17 protein-coding genes are annotated in these 16,452 nt (G+C 67.1%); 10 read left to right on the forward strand and 7 right to left on the reverse strand.

Translation table 11 applies throughout. From position 1 onward, the window contains the following. The first annotated feature begins 355 nt into the window (after window positions 1-355). Window positions 356-1,264, forward strand: a complete 909-nt coding sequence (locus ACZYX4_RS06785; RefSeq protein ID WP_463874713.1) for a Bax inhibitor-1/YccA family protein — start codon at window positions 356-358, stop codon at window positions 1,262-1,264. A 141-nt stretch (window positions 1,265-1,405) separates the two neighbouring features. Here the strand turns inward: ACZYX4_RS06785 and galK are convergent, their stop codons facing one another. Then, window positions 1,406-2,566, reverse strand: coding sequence for a galactokinase (gene galK, locus ACZYX4_RS06790; protein ID WP_463874714.1), 1,161 nt, complete (start codon window positions 2,564-2,566; stop codon window positions 1,406-1,408). A gap of 88 nt (window positions 2,567-2,654) precedes the next feature. On the opposite strand from galK, the gene ACZYX4_RS06795 reads away from it, so the two are divergent. The 4 genes from ACZYX4_RS06795 (at window position 2,655) to ACZYX4_RS06810 (ending at window position 6,913) form a co-directional block, all read left to right on the forward strand. Then, on the forward strand, window positions 2,655-3,638 hold the full coding sequence (locus tag ACZYX4_RS06795) for an aldose 1-epimerase family protein (RefSeq protein WP_463874716.1): 984 nt from the start codon (window positions 2,655-2,657) through the stop codon (window positions 3,636-3,638). Window positions 3,639-3,686: 48 nt separating this feature from the next. After that, the gene (locus ACZYX4_RS06800) at window positions 3,687-4,964 is read left to right on the forward strand and encodes an AI-2E family transporter (protein WP_463874717.1); all 1,278 of its coding nucleotides are present in this window, start codon (window positions 3,687-3,689) and stop codon (window positions 4,962-4,964) included. Window positions 4,965-5,044: 80 nt separating this feature from the next. Next, window positions 5,045-6,283, forward strand: a complete 1,239-nt coding sequence (gene ilvA, locus ACZYX4_RS06805) for a threonine ammonia-lyase (protein ID WP_463874718.1) — start codon at window positions 5,045-5,047, stop codon at window positions 6,281-6,283. A gap of 9 nt (window positions 6,284-6,292) precedes the next feature. Next, a complete protein-coding gene (locus ACZYX4_RS06810; RefSeq protein ID WP_463874720.1) occupies window positions 6,293-6,913 on the forward strand; it encodes a rhomboid family intramembrane serine protease in 621 nt (206 codons plus the stop codon). 98 nt (window positions 6,914-7,011) lie between these two features. On the opposite strand, the gene greA is transcribed toward ACZYX4_RS06810, so the two are convergent. Then, entirely contained in the window at window positions 7,012-7,506 is a 495-nt protein-coding gene (gene greA, locus ACZYX4_RS06815) for a transcription elongation factor GreA (RefSeq protein WP_463874722.1), read from the reverse strand. Window positions 7,507-7,705: 199 nt separating this feature from the next. Next, complete coding sequence (locus ACZYX4_RS06820; RefSeq protein WP_463874723.1) at window positions 7,706-8,164, reverse strand: DUF4307 domain-containing protein; 459 nt, start codon at window positions 8,162-8,164, stop codon at window positions 7,706-7,708. Window positions 8,165-8,292: 128 nt separating this feature from the next. On the opposite strand from ACZYX4_RS06820, the gene mca reads away from it, so the two are divergent. The 3 genes from mca (at window position 8,293) to ACZYX4_RS06835 (ending at window position 10,150) form a co-directional block, all read left to right on the forward strand. Further along, window positions 8,293-9,198, forward strand: a complete 906-nt coding sequence (gene mca / locus ACZYX4_RS06825) for a mycothiol conjugate amidase Mca (RefSeq protein ID WP_463874725.1) — start codon at window positions 8,293-8,295, stop codon at window positions 9,196-9,198. A 111-nt stretch (window positions 9,199-9,309) separates the two neighbouring features. Then, window positions 9,310-9,645 carry a hypothetical protein gene (locus ACZYX4_RS06830; protein WP_463874727.1) on the forward strand — a complete coding sequence of 112 codons (336 nt, stop codon included), beginning with the start codon at window positions 9,310-9,312 and terminating at the stop codon, window positions 9,643-9,645. Next, window positions 9,623-10,150: an HAD family hydrolase gene (locus tag ACZYX4_RS06835; protein ID WP_463874728.1), complete on the forward strand. Its 528-nt coding sequence runs from the start codon at window positions 9,623-9,625 to the stop codon at window positions 10,148-10,150. The genes ACZYX4_RS06830 and ACZYX4_RS06835 overlap by 23 nt, the downstream gene beginning before the upstream one ends. 156 nt (window positions 10,151-10,306) lie before the next feature. On the opposite strand, the gene trhA is transcribed toward ACZYX4_RS06835, so the two are convergent. Continuing rightward, window positions 10,307-10,969 carry a PAQR family membrane homeostasis protein TrhA gene (gene trhA, locus ACZYX4_RS06840; protein ID WP_463874823.1) on the reverse strand — a complete coding sequence of 221 codons (663 nt, stop codon included), beginning with the start codon at window positions 10,967-10,969 and terminating at the stop codon, window positions 10,307-10,309. A 211-nt stretch (window positions 10,970-11,180) separates the two neighbouring features. Here trhA and ACZYX4_RS06845 point away from each other — a divergent pair, with 211 nt between their 5' ends. Next, window positions 11,181-11,942, forward strand: coding sequence for an isoprenyl transferase (locus ACZYX4_RS06845; protein WP_463874824.1), 762 nt, complete (start codon window positions 11,181-11,183; stop codon window positions 11,940-11,942). Between the two features lie 233 nt (window positions 11,943-12,175). After that, window positions 12,176-13,618, forward strand: a complete 1,443-nt coding sequence (locus ACZYX4_RS06850) for a PhoH family protein (RefSeq protein WP_463874729.1) — start codon at window positions 12,176-12,178, stop codon at window positions 13,616-13,618. A 62-nt stretch (window positions 13,619-13,680) separates the two neighbouring features. Here ACZYX4_RS06850 and lepB read toward each other — a convergent pair whose 3' ends face one another. The 3 genes from lepB to ACZYX4_RS06865 form a co-directional block, all read right to left on the reverse strand. Beyond that, a complete protein-coding gene (lepB, locus tag ACZYX4_RS06855; RefSeq protein ID WP_463874730.1) occupies window positions 13,681-14,163 on the reverse strand; it encodes a signal peptidase I in 483 nt (160 codons plus the stop codon). Between the two features lie 5 nt (window positions 14,164-14,168). Further along, complete coding sequence (locus tag ACZYX4_RS06860; protein WP_463874731.1) at window positions 14,169-15,773, reverse strand: multicopper oxidase family protein; 1,605 nt, start codon at window positions 15,771-15,773, stop codon at window positions 14,169-14,171. 131 nt (window positions 15,774-15,904) lie between these two features. Continuing rightward, on the reverse strand, window positions 15,905-16,435 hold the full coding sequence (locus ACZYX4_RS06865) for a hypothetical protein (protein ID WP_463874732.1): 531 nt from the start codon (window positions 16,433-16,435) through the stop codon (window positions 15,905-15,907). Window positions 16,436-16,452: the final 17 nt, after the last annotated feature.

Below are 16,452 nucleotides of genomic sequence, written 5' to 3' on the forward strand. Positions count from 1 at the left end.
TGTGATATCCGTCACCCTGCTTGGCCCATGTTACAGCCCGTTCGCGGCAATGAATGCCCTCGCGAGCAGGCTTAACGTCGCGATCGGGTAACAACCGTGAAGCCGGGCCGGCATGGCTGTTTACCTCTCCTTAAGTAAACTTTTGTTGATCCGGAGTATGCCTAAACAGTCGATGTCCCCGGCCGGGAAACGAAGTCCTGGAACGTGGCCTGCAGGTCACGGTTGGGTTGCGCCAACGGCCTCCCGGGAACTAACAGTGCCCGCCGGCTGTTGAACTTGGTAGCGTGGTGTAACCAGGCACTATAAGTTCACTACCGAATCACCACTCACCCCCTTTATTTGGAGGACACCCGCAATGGCACTTGGCGGAAACCCAGTCTTCAACGGAAAGAACTTCCGTGGAGCAACCCAGGCACCGCCTGCCCCGCAGGCTTACGGTCAGAGCGCTTACGGCCAGACCGGCTACGGCCAGGCCCAGTCCAGCCAGACCCAGACCGGCTGGAACCCTGCCCAGCAGGGCATGACCCAGGACCAGCTCCAGGACATGTACAACCGGCCCGCTGCCGGAGCCGCTGACACCGGCCGCATGACCTATGACGACGTCATCATGAAGACCGCGGCCTGCCTTGGCGCCGTCGTCGCCGGCGCGGCCGTCACCCTCGTGGTCGCAGAGGGCCTGGCCTACCTGCTGATGATCGTCGGTGCGCTGGGCGGTTTCGTGCTGGCTCTCGTGAACACGTTCAAGAAGCAGCCCTCACCGGCACTCATCCTCGCGTACGCGGGCCTCGAGGGTCTGTTCCTCGGCGGCCTGACGCGGATCCTCGACAACTTGTACCCGGGCGTCGGCCTGCAGGCCGTGATCGGCACGCTCTCCGTGTTCGCCGTGACCCTCGTGCTCTTCAGGAGCGGCAAGGTCCGGGCGACACCGAAGGCCATGCGCTTCTTTATGATCGCAACCATCGGCTACGCCGTCTTCGCGCTCATCAACATGGTCATGATGTGGACCGGCGCTGTCGATTCCCCGTTCGGCCTGCGAACCTCGATGGAGATCTTCGGCATCCCGCTGGGCGTCTTCATCGGCGTGCTGGCGATCGGCCTCGCCGCCTTTGCCCTGATCATGGACTTCACCAGCATCGAAGCCGGCGTCCGCAGCGGCGCCCCGCAGCGTTTCTCCTGGACCGCCGCCTTTGGCCTGACGGTCACCCTGGTCTGGCTCTACGTGGAGATCATCCGGCTGCTCGCGATCCTGCGCGGCGACGAGTAACAGCTCCAACAACCGGCCGGTAACGGAAGAAGAAAGGGGAGCCCCGGCGGGGCTCCCCTTTTTGTGGGCCCGCACCGGGGGCTGCCCGCACCGGGGTGGACTCGGCGCAGCCCATGCAGAGGCCGTCCGCGGCTGCGCGGCCTATGCCAGGCGCATCGCGCCTGCCGCGGGCCGGACGCGGAAGATCCCAGGAGCCCCGTACCCTGCCTCCGCGAAGGCACCTTCGACGGCGGCACACACCTGCTGCTCGGCCGCCACCGGGGTGAGCGCGATCGCCGAGCCGCCGAAGCCGCCCCCGGTCATCCGGGCACCGATGGCGCCGGCAGTCCGGGCGGCCCCGACGGCGAGGTCCAGCTCGGGGCAGGAGATCTCGAAGTCATCCCGCATGGAGGCATGGGATGCATCCAGCAGCGGGCCGATCGCCGCCGGCCCGGCTCTGCCGAGGAGCTCGACCACCTGCAAAACCCGGTCATTCTCGGTGACCACATGCCGCACCCGGCGGAACGTCTCCGGATCCAGCAGCCCACTGGCTTCTTCCAGGTCGCCGAGCCCGACGTCGCGCAGGGCCTTCACCCCGAGCACCTCGGCCCCCAGCTCGCAGGAGGCCCGCCGGGAGGCGTAGCCGCCGCCGGCATGGGAATGCGACACCTTCGTGTCGATCACGAGCAGCACCAGCCCGGCGGCTTCGGCATCGAAGGGGACCAGCCGGAAGCCCTGGTCGCGGCAGTCCAGGAAGAGGGCCTGCCCGGCCGCCCCGCGCAGGGATGCGGACTGGTCCATAATGCCGGTGGGCGCTCCGACAAAGTCGTTTTCGGCGCGCTGGGTGGCCAGGACCATGTCCCGGGCGTCCAGGCCCGCCGCGGTGAGCTCGTTGAGCGCCGAGATCACGGCACATTCGATCGCGTGGGACGAGGACAGCCCGGCGCCCCGGGGGACATCGGAATCCAGCAGAAGGTCCAGGCCGCGCACCGGGACGCCGCGCTGCTGGAGCGCCCACACAACACCCAGCGGGTACTTGGTCCAGCCCTTCGCCGTGGCGCGGTCCAGGGACCCGGCATCCGCCAGCGTCAGTCCCTGGTTGCCGAAGGTGGACAGCAGCCGGATGGCGGAGTCCGGACGCTGGCGGACGGCCACCCTGGCCGTCCTGTCGATCGCGAACGGCAACACGAAGCCTTCGTTGTAGTCGGTGTGCTCGCCGATCAGATTGACGCGGCCGGGCGCCTGCCACACGCCGTCGGGCGCCGTGCCGAAGACGGAAGCGAAGCGGGCCGCCAGTTGCCGGGCGTCAAGGGGGAGCGTCATGCCGTGCTGCCGGCGGGGGCGGTCCTGGAAATGCGGGTCATGGATCCACGGTATACGCCGTGGGCTGCGGCTAGGTACGGTGGTGATCATGAACCTGCCGCGACAGACCTCCCCGGATTCCCCTGCCAGCGACAGCCTCGGCGACGGCACGGACGCTTCCGCCCGGCGCTATGCGTCGGGCCGGCAGTATGAGCTGCGGCGCGGCGACGCCCTTGCGGTCGTCACCGAACTGGCCGCCGGCCTGAGGCTGTACAGCCGCGGCGGCACGCAGCTGACGGAAAGCTACGGTGACGCGGAGATTTCGCCGGGCGCCGCCGGCATCACGCTGGCCCCGTGGGCGAACCGTGTGGAGGACGGTGTCTGGTACCTGAACGGTGAGAAGCAGCAGCTGGACATCACGGAGGTGTCCCGCAACAACGCCAGCCACGGGCTGCTGCGCAATGCCTCGTATGCGCTTGTCGACGAATCCGAATTCTCGGTCACCCTGGAAGCGGCGGTGTTCCCGCAGCACGGCTATCCCTTCCTGCTGCGCCACCGCGTGCGCTACGAACTCGCCGAGGACCTGGGCCTCGTGGTCCGGCAGCTGCTGATCAACGACTCCCAGCAGCGGGCACCGTTCGTCCTGGGCGCCCACCCCTACCTCCGGCTGGGGGAGGTGCCCAGTGAGGAGCTGACGGTCACCGTCCACGCCGGCACCAGGCTCGTGACGGACGAGCGGCTGATCCCGCGCGGCGCGGAACCGGTGGGCGGCGACTTCGACCTCCGCGCCGGGCGGCCCGTGGGCGCACAGGACCTCGATTCGGCCTACACGGACCTGGAGTTCGACGCCGGCATCGCCCGCCACACGCTGAGCACACCGGACGGACGGAGCGTGAGCCTGTGGCAGGACGAAAACTGCGGCTACGTCCATGTTTTTGTCACCACCAAGTTCCCGGGCCGCACCAGGGCGGTGGCGATTGAGCCGATGACCGGTCCGGCCAACGCCTTCAACAGCGGCGACGGCCTCCGCTGGCTGGATCCGGGGGAGCGGTTCGCCATGACGTGGGGGATCAGCGCGTCCCTTGAGCGCTGAGAAAGCGGACGGTTTCACATCCGGGCGGCGCTGGTGAATCATTGGGTTATGACGCCAGCTGACGATGCCGCCCCGCGAGAACACAACGCCGCCGCACGGCCCGCAGCCCCGGGGAGGGCCGTCACCGACCGGGAACTTGAGCAGGACATTCCTTACGGCGTGCGGATCGCCGCGTCCTGGTCCTGGCGCCTCGGACTCATCATTCTGATGGCCGGCGCGCTCGTGTGGCTGCTCAGCCAGGTCAGCTTCCTGCTGATCCCCGTGATGGTCGCCGCGCTGCTGGCCGGGCTGCTGTCACCGGTGAAGAACTGGCTCAGGAGGAACCGCGTCCCCAACGGGCTCGCCGTCGCCATGACCATCCTGGGCTTCATTGGCCTGGTTGGCGGGGCACTGGCCCTCGTGGGCCGGCAGCTCGTGGCCGGCTTCTCCGAGCTGTGGAGCGAGGCGCTCACCGGAATCCAGAAAATCCAGGTCTGGCTGGCGGACGGCCCCCTGCACCTCACGGCGGCCCAGATCGACCAGTACCTGAAAGAGGGCACCGACGCGCTGCAGAACAACAGCAGCAGCATTCTCAGCGGTGCGCTTTCCTTCGGCAGCACCGCCGGTCACTTCGCCACCGGCCTGATCCTGGCGCTGTTCATCGTCATCTTCTTCCTGCTGGAAGGGGATCGCATCTGGTCCTTCCTCGTGCGGCTGCTGCCGAGGAAGGCCCGTACCGCGGCGGACGGAGCGGGCCGGGTGGGCTGGTCCTCCATGGTGAGCTACGTCCGGGTCCAGATGCTCGTCGCCTTCGTGGACGCGGTCGGCATCGGGGTGGGGGCGGCGATCCTCGGCGTGCCCCTGGCGCTTCCGCTGGGGGTGCTGGTGTTCCTTGGATCCTTCATCCCGATCGTCGGAGCCCTGGTGACCGGCGCCGTCGCAGTGCTGCTGGCCCTGGTCGCCAACGGCTGGGTGAACGCCCTGATCATGCTGGGCGTCGTCCTGCTGGTCCAGCAATTGGAGAGCCACATCCTCCAGCCGTTGATTATGGGCAAGGCGGTCAAGCTGCACCCGGTCGCCGTCATCCTGGCGGTTGCCGCCGGTTCCTATCTCGCCGGAATTCCCGGCGCCCTGTTCTCCGTGCCCATCCTGGCCGTAGCAAACTCGTCGATTCGCTACATTGCCGGCAGAACGTGGGAACATGAAAGTGCGCTGGCGACCGCGGGCCCGGACGTCAGGGCCCTCGCGCCAGGTGCCGACAACTCCGGAAAGGACGCCCGCCTGCCGGGCGCCACTTCCGGCCGCAGCGACGATGCCGCACCCGGCAGCGGTTCCCCCCGGCAGTGATGCCGGACGGGGCGCCGGTGCCCGATCCACACCCTGATCCACCCTGCGCCGACGAATGATCGGAAAAAGGAGACTAGTTCGTGAACACCCTGGAGAGCCTGCCCGTCACGCTGGACAATGTCCTGGAGGCGCAGAAGCTGCTCGACGGGATTATCACGCGGACGCCGGTTGAATCCTCCCGTGCGCTGGGCAGCATGGTCGGTGGCGAGGTCTTCCTCAAGTGCGAGAACCTGCAGCGGGCCGGTTCCTTCAAGGTCCGTGGCGCCTATGCCCGGATGGCCAAGCTGTCCCCTGATGAGAAGAAGCGCGGCGTTGTGGCGGCCTCGGCCGGCAACCACGCCCAGGGTGTGGCCGTCGCGGCCAAGAGCCTGGGCATCAAAGCCCGGATCTACATGCCGCTGGGCGTCGCCCTGCCCAAACTCGCCGCCACCCGCAGCCACGGGGCCGAAGTGGTGCTGCATGGCCACAACGTCGACGAGGCCCTCGCCGAGGCGAAACGCTACGCCGACGAGACCGGAGCGGTCTTTGTCCACCCCTTCGACGACGTCGACGTCGTCGCCGGCCAGGGCACCGTCGGGCTGGAAATCCTGGAACAGGTCCCCGACGTCGACACCATCCTGATGGGCGTTGGCGGCGGCGGACTTCTTGCCGGCGTCGCCGTGGCAGTGAAGGCCCGGGCGAAGGAACTGGGCCGGGAGATCCGGATCATCGGTGTCCAGGCCGAAAACGCGGCCGCCTACCCGCCCTCGCTCGCCGCGGACGCCCTCGTGCCGCTCAAACGCGTCTCCACCATGGCCGACGGCATCGCCGTGGGCCGGCCCGGGCAGCTGCCCTTCAGCATCATCCGGGAGCTCGTCGACGACGTCGTCACCGTCAGCGAGGACGCCCTTGCCCGGGCGCTGATCTTCCTGCTGGAACGCGCGAAGATGGTCGTCGAGCCCGCCGGCGCGGTCGGCGTCGCGGCGCTGTTGGAAGGCAAGATCGAAAATCCCGGCACCGTCGCGGTGGTGCTCTCCGGCGGCAACATTGATCCGATGCTGATGCTCAAGGTCATCCAGCGCGGCCTTTCCGCCGCCGGCCGCTACATGACCGTGCGGATGATGCTGGACGACCGTCCCGGCTCGCTGGCCACGATCGCCCGGATCATCGCCGAGAACGACGCCAACGTGACAGGACTTGACCACACCCGGGTGGGCGGATCGATCAGCATGGGAGACGTGTCCATCACCATAAACCTGGAGACCAAGGGCCACGAACACTGCGAGCAGGTCCTCGCGGCGCTCCGGGCCGAGGGCTTCCAGCCGATCGTAGTGCACTAGGGGACCGCGATGCTTGACTCCACCCGGAACAGCGGCCCGCGCGCCGGTGACACCGCGGGGGCACGCGCCCGTAAGGGACTGCTGGTCGTGGGATTGTTTGTGCTGGCGCTGTACGTCATCGAGCTCGTCAACACCCTCATGCTCCGTTCGCTCAACGGCACGTTCGGCCTGCGCCCGCGCAGCCTCGACGGCATCCTGGACATCCTGACGTTCCCGCTGCTGCACGCCAACCTGGCGCACCTGTTCTCCAACACACTGCCGCTGATCATCTTCGGCTTCCTGGTGCTGCTCTCCGGGCGCCGGGTGTTCTTCACCACCCTGGCCCTGAGCTGGCTCGCCTCCGGGGTGGTGGTGTGGCTGATCGGCGGCTTCAGTATCACCGTGGGGGCGTCCGGCCTGGTCTTTGGCCTCTTCGCGTTCCTGCTGGTGCGCGGCTTCTTCAACCGCAACTGGTGGCAGATCCTGCTCTCGGTGGTGCTGTTCCTGACCTACGGCGGGATCCTGTTCGGCATTCTGCCCACGGTCGCAGGCTACGTGTCCTGGCAGGCGCACCTTGGCGGGGCAATCGGCGGAGTGCTCGCAGCACTGCTGCTGAGCGCGCCGCGGGCCGGAACGCTGCCCACCAGGTAAGCAGCGCCAATCTCCGCCGGCAGGCAGCAGCAAGAACGACGCCGGCCCTCCCGCGTGGGGAGGGCCGGCGTCGTTCCTGCGTGAGAGTGTGCCTGGTGTCAGCCGACGTACGGCTTGGCGGACATGATCTCCACCGGAATGTCCTTGCCGTTCGGGGCGGTGTAGCTGAGCCTGTCGCCTGCCTTGTGGCCGACGATGGCAGCACCCAGCGGTGACTTCTCGCTGAAGACGTCCAGATCCGAGTCGCCGGCAATTTCCCGGGAACCGAGCAGGAAGGTTTCCTCATCGCCGGCGATCCTGGCGACGACGATCATGCCGGGCTCGACGATTCCGTCGTCGGCCGGGGACTCGCCCACGTGGGCGTCCCGGAGCAACGCGGTCAGCTGGCGGATGCGGGCCTCGATCTTGCCCTGCTCCTCTTTGGCCGCGTGGTAGCCGCCGTTCTCCTTGAGGTCGCCTTCCTGGCGCGCCGCCTCGATCTTCTGGACGATTTCCGCCCGGCCGGGGCCGGAGAGGTGGTCCAGCTCTGCCTTCAGGCGGTCAAAAGCTTCCTGGGTAAGCCAAGCTGCAGTTGCGCTGTTGGTGGTAGACACGGACTTCTCCTTTGTGGTCAAACAAGCAAAGACCCCGCCACGGTGGCCACTTTTGGGACTCAGTAACCAGCTCAGCGGGGGAAAGGTATTGATCCATTGTAGTCAATCCTGCGGATATACCAAAGAAGGCTGCGGCGTGGATCACACCATGGTGCCGCGCCGCAGCCGGTTCCGTGGCATCTTCTGCCCAGCCGCGACGCTATTTGGCGGCGTCGGGGATCCAGCAGCTGTCGACGATGCCGGACACGGCCGGGGACTCGGTGCGCACCGTCGCCCGGTGGGCAGTGGTGCGCCCGCCGTCGGATCCGGCGTCGGCGGCGTTGGGGGCGATGTCCACGACTTTCCAGCCGACGACGGCGAATTTGGAATCAAGCGCCTTGACAGAGCATTTGGCGGCGGTGGCGGGGTCCTTGGTGACCTGGAAATCGATTTCCGTCAGGGTGGCGTCCGGGGTGCTGTAGCCGATGTCCTTGAAGGTGACGCTTTCCGTCGCGTTCGAGGTTGAGATCCAGGCCATAAAGGCCATCCCGGCCGCGAGGCCAAGGACGAGGATGGTGCGTTTGGCTTTGCCGCTCAGCGTCCGCTTTTGACCGCCGTAACGATTGGCTAGGCTGGGAGATGCAGGCGCGGGCGCGGCAGGCTGATCCTTGGAAGTCACCATTCCAGTTTAGTGTGGATCGGGACGGGTATTTGCCGCGGCGCCGATCCGGCCCGCTACGCCTGCCAAAAAGTCCTGTACCTGTTGATGAAATCTGAACCTGTAAATGAAAGAGGAGCCGTCCCACGATGACAGCGTCCACCAGCCCGTCAGCGCCGCTTCGGCTGTTGGCTGTCCATGCTCATCCCGACGATGAATCCAGCAAAGGCGCCGCCACGATGGCCATGTACGCCGCGTCCGGCGTCGACGTCCTGGTTGCCACCTGCACCGACGGTTCCCGCGGGGATATCCAGAACCCTGCCGTAGAGGGCGAGCCGCACCCCAAGCGCGACATGGCCGGCGCGCGCCGGCTGGAGATGGAGCACGCCGCCAAGGTCCTGGGCGTCCGCCAGCGCTGGCTGGGTTTCGTCGATTCAGGGCTGCCTGAAGGCGATCCGCTGCCGCCGCTGCCGGCAGGTTCCTTCGCCACACTGCCGCTGGAGCGGGCGGCCGCCCCGCTGGTCCGGCTGGTCCGCGAGTTCAAGCCCCAGGTCATCCTGAGCTACGACGAGAACGGCGGGTACCCGCACCCGGACCACATCATGGCGCACCGCGTCGCCGTCGAGGCCTTCGAAGCCGCCGCGGACCCGGCCCGCTACCCCGGAACCGGCGAGGCCTGGGCACCGGGCAAGCTTTACTACGACCGCGCTTTCAGCCCCGAACGGTTCCGTGCCCTGCACCTCGCGCTGGAGGAATCGGGTCTCCGCTCGCCTTATGCCGAACGGCTCGCTGCCTGGCTGGAAGCCGACGCCGAGGGCCACACCCCGCCCGCGCCGACCCACCCGACCACCACCCAGATCGAATGCGGGGACTTCTTTGAAGCACGTGATGACGCACTGCGGTCACACCGCACCCAGGTCGACCCGGAGGGCTTCTTCTTCGCCGTCTCGCCGGCGATGCAGCGCCGCGTCTGGCCGTGGGAGGACTACTCCCTGATCCAGTCAAGAGTCCCGGCCGAACTGCCCGAAAAGGACTTCTTCGCCGGGCTAAGATAGACCCAACAGGCCATTTCTATGACGCGTAGAAGACGTTGTGGAAACAGTTCACCGCAGCTCCGCGGCCAGCCCCCGTCGGGCCGCCATCCAGTCCCATAGAAGGTCCAAACCGTGCATTCCTTGCTCCTCGCCCTGGCAACCACCCCGGCGCCAACCCCCACCCCGTCGCTGCGCCCCGGACTGTCCCAGGACCAGGTGACGCCCGGCCTGCTGGGCTTTCTCCTGACCGCCTTCATCGTGGTGCTGACAGCGCTGCTGATTGTGGACATGGTCCGGCGCATCCGCCGCGTCCGCTACCGCGCCCAGGTGGAGGAGGAGCGTGCGGCTGCCGCCGGCGAGGGTGATCTTCGGACCACCGGGGCGGGGAACCCCGGGGCCCAGGATCCCGCCGGCCGGCCCGGCGCCCGTCCGGACGCCAACGGTGATGCAGGACCCGGAGGCCGCTGACGGCGGCACCCTGCTACCGCCCCGCCCGCTGCCAGCCCCCGTGCGGGTGGACCAGCTGGTGCTCGCAGACCTCGGCTGGGAGCTGGAGCTGGAGCTGGACGGCGTCGTGGAGGCGCTGGAGGGGATCCGCCTCCCGCATTGCATGGCCTCCAGCGGGAGCCACGCCAGGATGCAGCGGACGCTCCGGCAGACCGCCCTGTGGCACCGCTTCGAAAGCCGGATCTTCAGCGCAACGGACGTCGCCACCGGCAAACCCGCCCCGGACCTGTTCCTGCACGCCGCCGGGACGCCCGGCACCGCACCGGAGCGCTGCGCGGTCGTCGCAGACAGCACTCACGGCGTCCAGGCGTCCAGGCGTCCAGGCGGCAGGGATGCATGTCTTCGTGTACGCCGGTGGCGTGACCCCGGCGGAGCGGCTGGCCGGCCCCGGCACCACCGTGTTCCACGACATGCGGCAGCTGTCTGGTCTTATCGAGGCCGGAAGGGGCTGACAGGCGGGTCCTGACGCCGGAAATTCCCCACCTTTGAAGCCGGCGCCCGGTGTGGCGGGCAGAAGAGCCGGTGAGTCGCGGCGATGCTGTCTCAAAGGTGGGGAGAATCCGCGCAGGCAGGCGCGCAGGCAGGCAGGCAGGCAGGTGTTCCGGGCGAAGAGGCGGGGAGATCAGCCCAGGACGGCGATGGCAATCGCGATGTAGTGCGCGGCGAAGGCGAAGACCGTGAGCGCATGGAACAGCTCATGGAAACCGAAGTGTGAGTAGCTGATGTTCGGCTTCTTCAGCGCGTAGAAGACGGCGCCGGTGATGTAGAGGGCACCCCCCACGCAGATCAGGACGGCGGAGGCAACATTGGCGGCAAAGAAGTCCGGCAGATAGAACAACGCGCCGCAGCCCAGGGCGATGTAAATCGGCACGTACAGCCAGCGCGGTGCCTCGGTCCACAGCAGCCGGAACAGCACGCCGAGGATGGCACCGGACCAGATGACCCACAACAGCAGTTCGGCCTTGGGCCGGTCCAGCAGGGCCCAGGCCAGCGGCGTGTAGCTTCCGGCGATCACCAGCATGATGTTCGTATGGTCCAGCCGCTTCAGCACGATCTTGACGCCCGGGGACCAGTTGCCCCGGTGGTAGATGGCGCTGATGCCGAAGAGCAGGACCCCGGTGAAGGCGTAAATGGCGCAGGCGATCTTCAGGTCCGGCGTCGGGGCCAGAATGACCAGCACCAGCCCGGCGGCCAGCGCCAGCGGAGCCGTCACGGTGTGGATCCAGCCGCGCCATCTCGGTTTGATCATCAGGAGTTCCGCCAGCCGGACTGCGGCGTCGTCCATCGGACCGGTTTGACGGTCCGCAGGCTGCTCGGGCCGGGGCTCGGGGGTGTTGCTTTCCATGCCGCAATAATAACCTACGGTCCAGTAAGTTACCCGCGAGTAATAGGATCTGGAGGGTAAAATCGTCACGTCCCTGCGCCCCGGGCTGTGCTCCGGCGGGTAGCCTAGGACGTGCACTGCAGTCGTACAAGGAAGCCAGGTGAATCTCCGGATGGAAATGCCCGGGCTCCTCTATGGCTTCTACGAGCGCAGACTCCAGCGGTCCCTGGACCCCGAACGCATCCCCCGGCACGTCGGCGTGATGGTGGACGGCAACCGCCGCTGGGCCCGGCAGTTCAACGCCCCGACCAGCCAGGGGCACCAGGCCGGGGCTGACAAGATCCACGAATTCCTCGGCTGGTGCCAGGAACTCGGCGTCAAGGTCGTCACCCTCTACATGCTCTCCACGGACAACATGAACCGCTCGGGCGAAGAACTCGACCTGCTCATGGGCATCATCGCCAACACGCTGGACAGGCTGGACGAGGACGCCGAAATCTCGGTACATGCCATGGGCGCCCCGGAACTGCTTCCCGACTACCTCGCCGCCCGGCTCAACCGGCTCACGGCCCGCACCCCGACGCGCGAGAAACTCCACGTCAACGTCGCCGTCGGCTATGGCGGACGCCGCGAAATCGTCGATGCCGTCCGCGAACTGCTGCGCGACGCCGTCGCCCGCGGCACGGACATCGGGAAACTGGCCGACGGGCTGAGCGTCGACGACATCTCGCGCTTCCTGTACACCCGCGGCCAGCCCGATCCGGACCTCGTGATCCGCACCTCCGGGGAGCAGCGGCTCTCCGGTTTCCTGATGTGGCAAAGCGCTTACAGCGAGTTCTATTTCTGCGAAGCCCTGTGGCCCGCGTTCCGGAAGGTGGACTTCCTCCGGGCCCTCCGCGACTACGCCGGCAGGCAGCGCCGCTACGGCTCCTGAGGCGTTCGCTTAGGGTTCACCTGATGGCAACAAGAATCGCTGGAGGATAGACGCCGAATCGCCGCACCGGGGCGTACGTTGGTCTCATCAGCAGGCAGACCGCCGGTTGATCGGGGAGGCCAGTACATGGAGCGGAAGTTCGCACCGGGTGTATGGGAGGCCGCGTCCGGCCTCACGGCCGAGCCGCCTCACCACTAACAATTCCGGGCATGTGCCCCGGGGCTGGAGTCGATGTGGCTAATTCTGAACAACTGCCCGACGTCGTGAACGACCAGGGACAGAAAGCTACCTCTCGCGCCAAGCGAGCCACGTCAGAGGCCGGTGCAGCGGAGATTGACGCTGCGGCCGGTTTTGCTGTTTCCGGGGAAGGGACAGCAACCAAGGAACCGGCCCGGAGCTTCGTGATCGACACCTCGGTGCTGCTCTCGGACCCTCGGGCCCTGCTGCGCTTCGCAGAGCATGAGGTGATCCTGCCGATCGTCGTCATCACCGAACTCGAGGGCAAGCGGCACGACCCCGAGCTGGGCTATTTCGCCCGCAAGGCGCTCCGTCTCCTCGATGACCTGAGGGTGGAGCACAACGGGCTCGACCGCCCCATCCCGCTCGGCGCCGAAGGCGGCACCCTCCGGGTGGAGCTGAATCACATCTCCGCCGACGTGCTCCCCGCCGGCTTCCGCGGCGGGGACAACGACAGCCGGATCCTCGCTGTCGCCAAGAACCTCGCCAACGGGGGCCGCGACGTCACGGTGGTGTCCAAAGACCTGCCGATGCGCGTCAAGGCCTCGGCCATGGGGCTGCAGGCCGACGAGTACCGCAACGAACTCGTCAAGGATTCAGGCTGGACCGGCGTCGCGGAGATCGACGCGAGCGAGGAGGACGTCTCAACCCTCTACGGCCACGAGCCGGTCTTCATCCCGGAGGCGGCCGAGTTGCCGACGAACACCGGCCTGGTGATCCTCTCCCAGCGGGGATCTGCCCTGGGCCGGGTGGGCGCGGACAAGCAGGTCCGGCTCGTGAAGGGTGACCGCGACGTGTTCGGCCTGCACGGGCGGTCGGCCGAACAGCGCCTCGCGATCGACCTGCTGATGGACCCTTCCGTGGGGATCGTGTCCCTCGGCGGGCGGGCCGGCACGGGCAAGTCCGCGCTGGCCCTGTGCGCCGGACTGGAAGCGGTCCTGGAGCGACAGGAGCACCGCAAGGTGATCGTCTTCCGGCCGCTCTATGCGGTGGGCGGGCAGGAGCTCGGCTACCTGCCCGGTTCCGAGGCGGAGAAAATGAACCCGTGGGCGCAGGCCGTCTTCGACACGCTCGGGGCCCTGGTCAGCCAGGAGGTCGTGGAGGAAGTGATGGACCGCGGCATGCTCGAGGTCATGCCGCTGACGCACATCCGGGGGCGCTCACTGAATGACGCCTTCGTGATCGTGGACGAGGCCCAGTCGCTTGAGAAAAACGTGCTGCTCACCGTGATGAGCCGGATCGGTCAGAACTCCAAGATCATCCTGACCCACGACGTCGCCCAGCGCGACAACCTCCGGGTCGGCCGGCACGACGGCGTTGCAGCCGTCGTCGAGACACTCAAGGGACATCCGCTCTTCGGCCACGTCACCCTCACCCGCTCGGAGCGCTCGCCGATCGCGGCCCTGGTGACGGAGCTGCTGGAAGGGGCGGAGATCTAAGAGTCCCGAGGTGCCGTGGCCCGTTTCGCCGGGCCACGGCACATCGCTGCCGTCCTTCCGGGTCACTGTCCCAGGACTGTGCCCTGGATTGTGGTGACGGGAATGGGGCCGAAGTCCCGTGAGTCGACGGAGTTCTCGCGGTTGTCGCCGAGGACAAAGAGCCGGCCGGACGGGACAGTCACGGTGCCGAAGTAGACGCCGTCCATGGTGCGTTGGTTGACGAAGGGCTCGTTGGCTTCGGCTCCGTCCACAAAGAGGACACCGTCCCGTATGGCGACGGTCTGTCCTTCAATTGCCACCACGCGCTTGAGCAGCACGGCTTCGTTGGGCATCTCGCCGTCGTCGGGTCCGTTGAATACGACGAGCTGGCCAGGCTGGACCCCGGCGAGCCGGGGGCCGGCCTTGTTCAGCCAGACGATGCTGCCGGCCGCCACGGTCGGCTCCATGCTGTCGGAGCTGACCGTGATCGGTTCGACCACCCAGAGCCGGAGCGCCAGCAGTCCGCCCAGGCAGAGGGCGGCGCCGGCGACGGCGCGCCATTGCATCGGGCTCAGCCCTGGTCGGGATCCCAGACAGCCGGGGCCGCCGTGATCGGATCGTTTGGATCCGCCTCGTTTGCTCCTAGCCCCACCCGGAACTGCAGCATCATGGCGTGGTCCTCGTGGCTCAGGTTGTGGCAGTGGACCATGTAGCGTCCCCGGTGTGGTCCGAAGTGGACCAGCAGCCGCACGGTTTCGTGCTCGCCGAGGTAGACCACGTCCTTGGGGCCTTTCTCGTAGGCGAACGGGGCCTTGCCGTTGCGGCTGAGGACCTGGAAGTCCACGAGGTGCATGTGCATGGGGTGGAACCAGCCTCCCGACCTGTTTTCGAACTCCCAGATTTCCACGGCGTTCAACGCCGGATCGGCCATCACCCGTTTAAAACCGCTCGCAATGACTTCCTCCCACGTCAGGTCGTCGATCGTCCACATGTTGGTCTTGTCGTCGCGCTTGACCCGGAACCTGCGGGTCTTCGTGGAATCTGCCCCCTTGAGGTTCATGGGATGGCTGGAGGCCAGGGTGGTGGGGATGGAATTCCAGGTGGGGTCCGCCGTGTTGACGGCGGCGCCGATGACGTCGAACGCCATGATCTTTCCGGTGTTGTCAAAGTCGCGGTTGTTCTCGTTCGACGAATTGCGCAGCTCGATCCGGGTGCCGGTGGCGTATTTGCGGAAGTCGATCAGGATCTCGTAGCGCTCGGCGCTGCTGTGCCGCCAGGACCCGACCGTCTGAGCCGCCGGCATCAGGCCAGCATCGGTGGCCACGACGGTGACCGGGTCCCCGGTGCTGAGCTTGAAGTTGTAGGACCGGGACACGGAGGCGTTGAGGATCCGGAAACGGTAAACGCGCTTCTGTACCTGCATGACCGGCCAGGGCTTCCCGTTGACCAGGATGACGTCGCCCCACAGGCCCGAGTGCTCGCGGTCGTCAAAGCCCAGTGCGCCGTTGGCCGCGAACATGGCGTCGCTGATGGTGAGGGGGACATCGAAAGCGCCCTGGGGGAGCAGCCCTTTCTCGACTGGATCGCTGATCAGGTACTGGCCGGCCAGGCCTGAATAGACGTTCTGCGCCGCGAAGTGCACCGCGTGATCGTGGTACCAGAGGGACCGCGCAGGCTGGGCATTCGAAAAGTGGTAGTCCTTGTAGAAGCCGGGGAGCGTGAGGTCGTTCGCGTAGCCGTCAAACTGCGGCAGGGATGCGGAGCCGTGCAGATGGGTCGAGGTGGGCAGGGCATGGCCGAACATCGGGTGCTTGGCCGGCAGCTGGTTGCGGACCCGCACAACGGTCCGGGTTCCCCGGTCGATCCGGATCGTGGGGCCGGGGAAGATGCCGTTGTAGCCCAGGATAGGAGTGGTCAGCCGGGAGAGCATCTTGGCGCTGCTTAGCCGTTGCGTCAAGGTGTAGTGGCGGGTTGTGACACCGTCGGTGCCGACGGTTGTCTGGTAGACCAGCGGCGGGGGGATGGTGAGCGGCGTCCCGTAGGGCCGCGGCATGTCGCTCTTACTGAGCTTGCTGGCAGATTTTGCGCTGACGCCGGAGATGGGCACCGTCACGATGCCCGCCCCGACCACTCCGATGCCGCCGAGGATGAGTGCTTGCCGCCGTGTTAGTGACATTTTTACCAACGTCCTTTCACCATCACTGTCTTGTCTGTCAGGGTGAGCCGCGGACGTTGGAAAAACCTACGGACTGATTGCCGGAAAGCGCGGCCTCCGGGGACCGCGCCCATGCCCTTCGTGTTGCGGTGCTAGCCGGTGTGGTGCGACAGGCCCAAGGACAACCGGCAATCGCCCGGGCCCTCAAGGACCAGGGCGACTGCCTTGTCCGGAACCTCGAAGATCAGCGTCGCGCCGACTGACTGGCCCTGTTCAAGGTCCGCGACCGACGGCGATTCCCAGATGGGTCGGAACTGTTCCCGGCCGAGACCGGAGATGCTCAAGTCCCGGGTATCCAACTGCACGCCGTCGGGCTCCAGGGCTGTGATCCGGACCAGGAGCCGTACCCTGTGGCTGCCTTTTGCCGGGGCGCCGTTCAGTGCGTCGTCGTTGCCGTCCGGTTCCCAGCCATCGTCTTCGACCGGGACGATCTCGCCGATGCTGGCCATTCCGCCCGGGATGGCAGCCGAAGCGCCCAGGGGGACGCTCGGTTCCGGTGGCGCCGTCAGGAACAGGTACGACAGGGCAACCCCGATGGTGGCCAGCAGGGCGACGGGAATGAGCATAAGACGCCGGCGTTTCCCGCGGGGGGCTGGCTTGGCTTGGAGCTCGGTCGCGGACATGGGGCCATTTCAGCATT

Source organism: Pseudarthrobacter leeuwenhoeki (genome assembly GCF_055412885.1).

Bases quoted from the DNA above. Each gene is read 5' to 3' on its own strand.
- ACZYX4_RS06865 (WP_463874732.1), bottom strand. From the start codon at position 16,435: ATGTCCGCGACCGAGCTCCAAGCCAAGCCAGCCCCCCGCGGGAAACGC.
- trhA (WP_463874823.1), bottom strand. From the start codon at position 10,969: ATGGACGACGCCGCAGTCCGGCTGGCGGAACTCCTGATGATCAAACCG.
- ACZYX4_RS06795 (WP_463874716.1), top strand. From the start codon at position 2,655: ATGAACCTGCCGCGACAGACCTCCCCGGATTCCCCTGCCAGCGACAGC.
- ACZYX4_RS06835 (WP_463874728.1), top strand. From the start codon at position 9,623: ATGCAGGACCCGGAGGCCGCTGACGGCGGCACCCTGCTACCGCCCCGC.
- lepB (WP_463874730.1), bottom strand. From the start codon at position 14,163: ATGCAATGGCGCGCCGTCGCCGGCGCCGCCCTCTGCCTGGGCGGACTG.
- mca (WP_463874725.1), top strand. From the start codon at position 8,293: ATGACAGCGTCCACCAGCCCGTCAGCGCCGCTTCGGCTGTTGGCTGTC.
- ACZYX4_RS06860 (WP_463874731.1), bottom strand. From the start codon at position 15,773: ATGTCACTAACACGGCGGCAAGCACTCATCCTCGGCGGCATCGGAGTG.
- ACZYX4_RS06800 (WP_463874717.1), top strand. From the start codon at position 3,687: ATGACGCCAGCTGACGATGCCGCCCCGCGAGAACACAACGCCGCCGCA.
- ACZYX4_RS06810 (WP_463874720.1), top strand. From the start codon at position 6,293: ATGCTTGACTCCACCCGGAACAGCGGCCCGCGCGCCGGTGACACCGCG.
- ACZYX4_RS06845 (WP_463874824.1), top strand. From the start codon at position 11,181: ATGGAAATGCCCGGGCTCCTCTATGGCTTCTACGAGCGCAGACTCCAG.
- galK (WP_463874714.1), bottom strand. From the start codon at position 2,566: ATGACGCTCCCCCTTGACGCCCGGCAACTGGCGGCCCGCTTCGCTTCC.
- ACZYX4_RS06785 (WP_463874713.1), top strand. From the start codon at position 356: ATGGCACTTGGCGGAAACCCAGTCTTCAACGGAAAGAACTTCCGTGGA.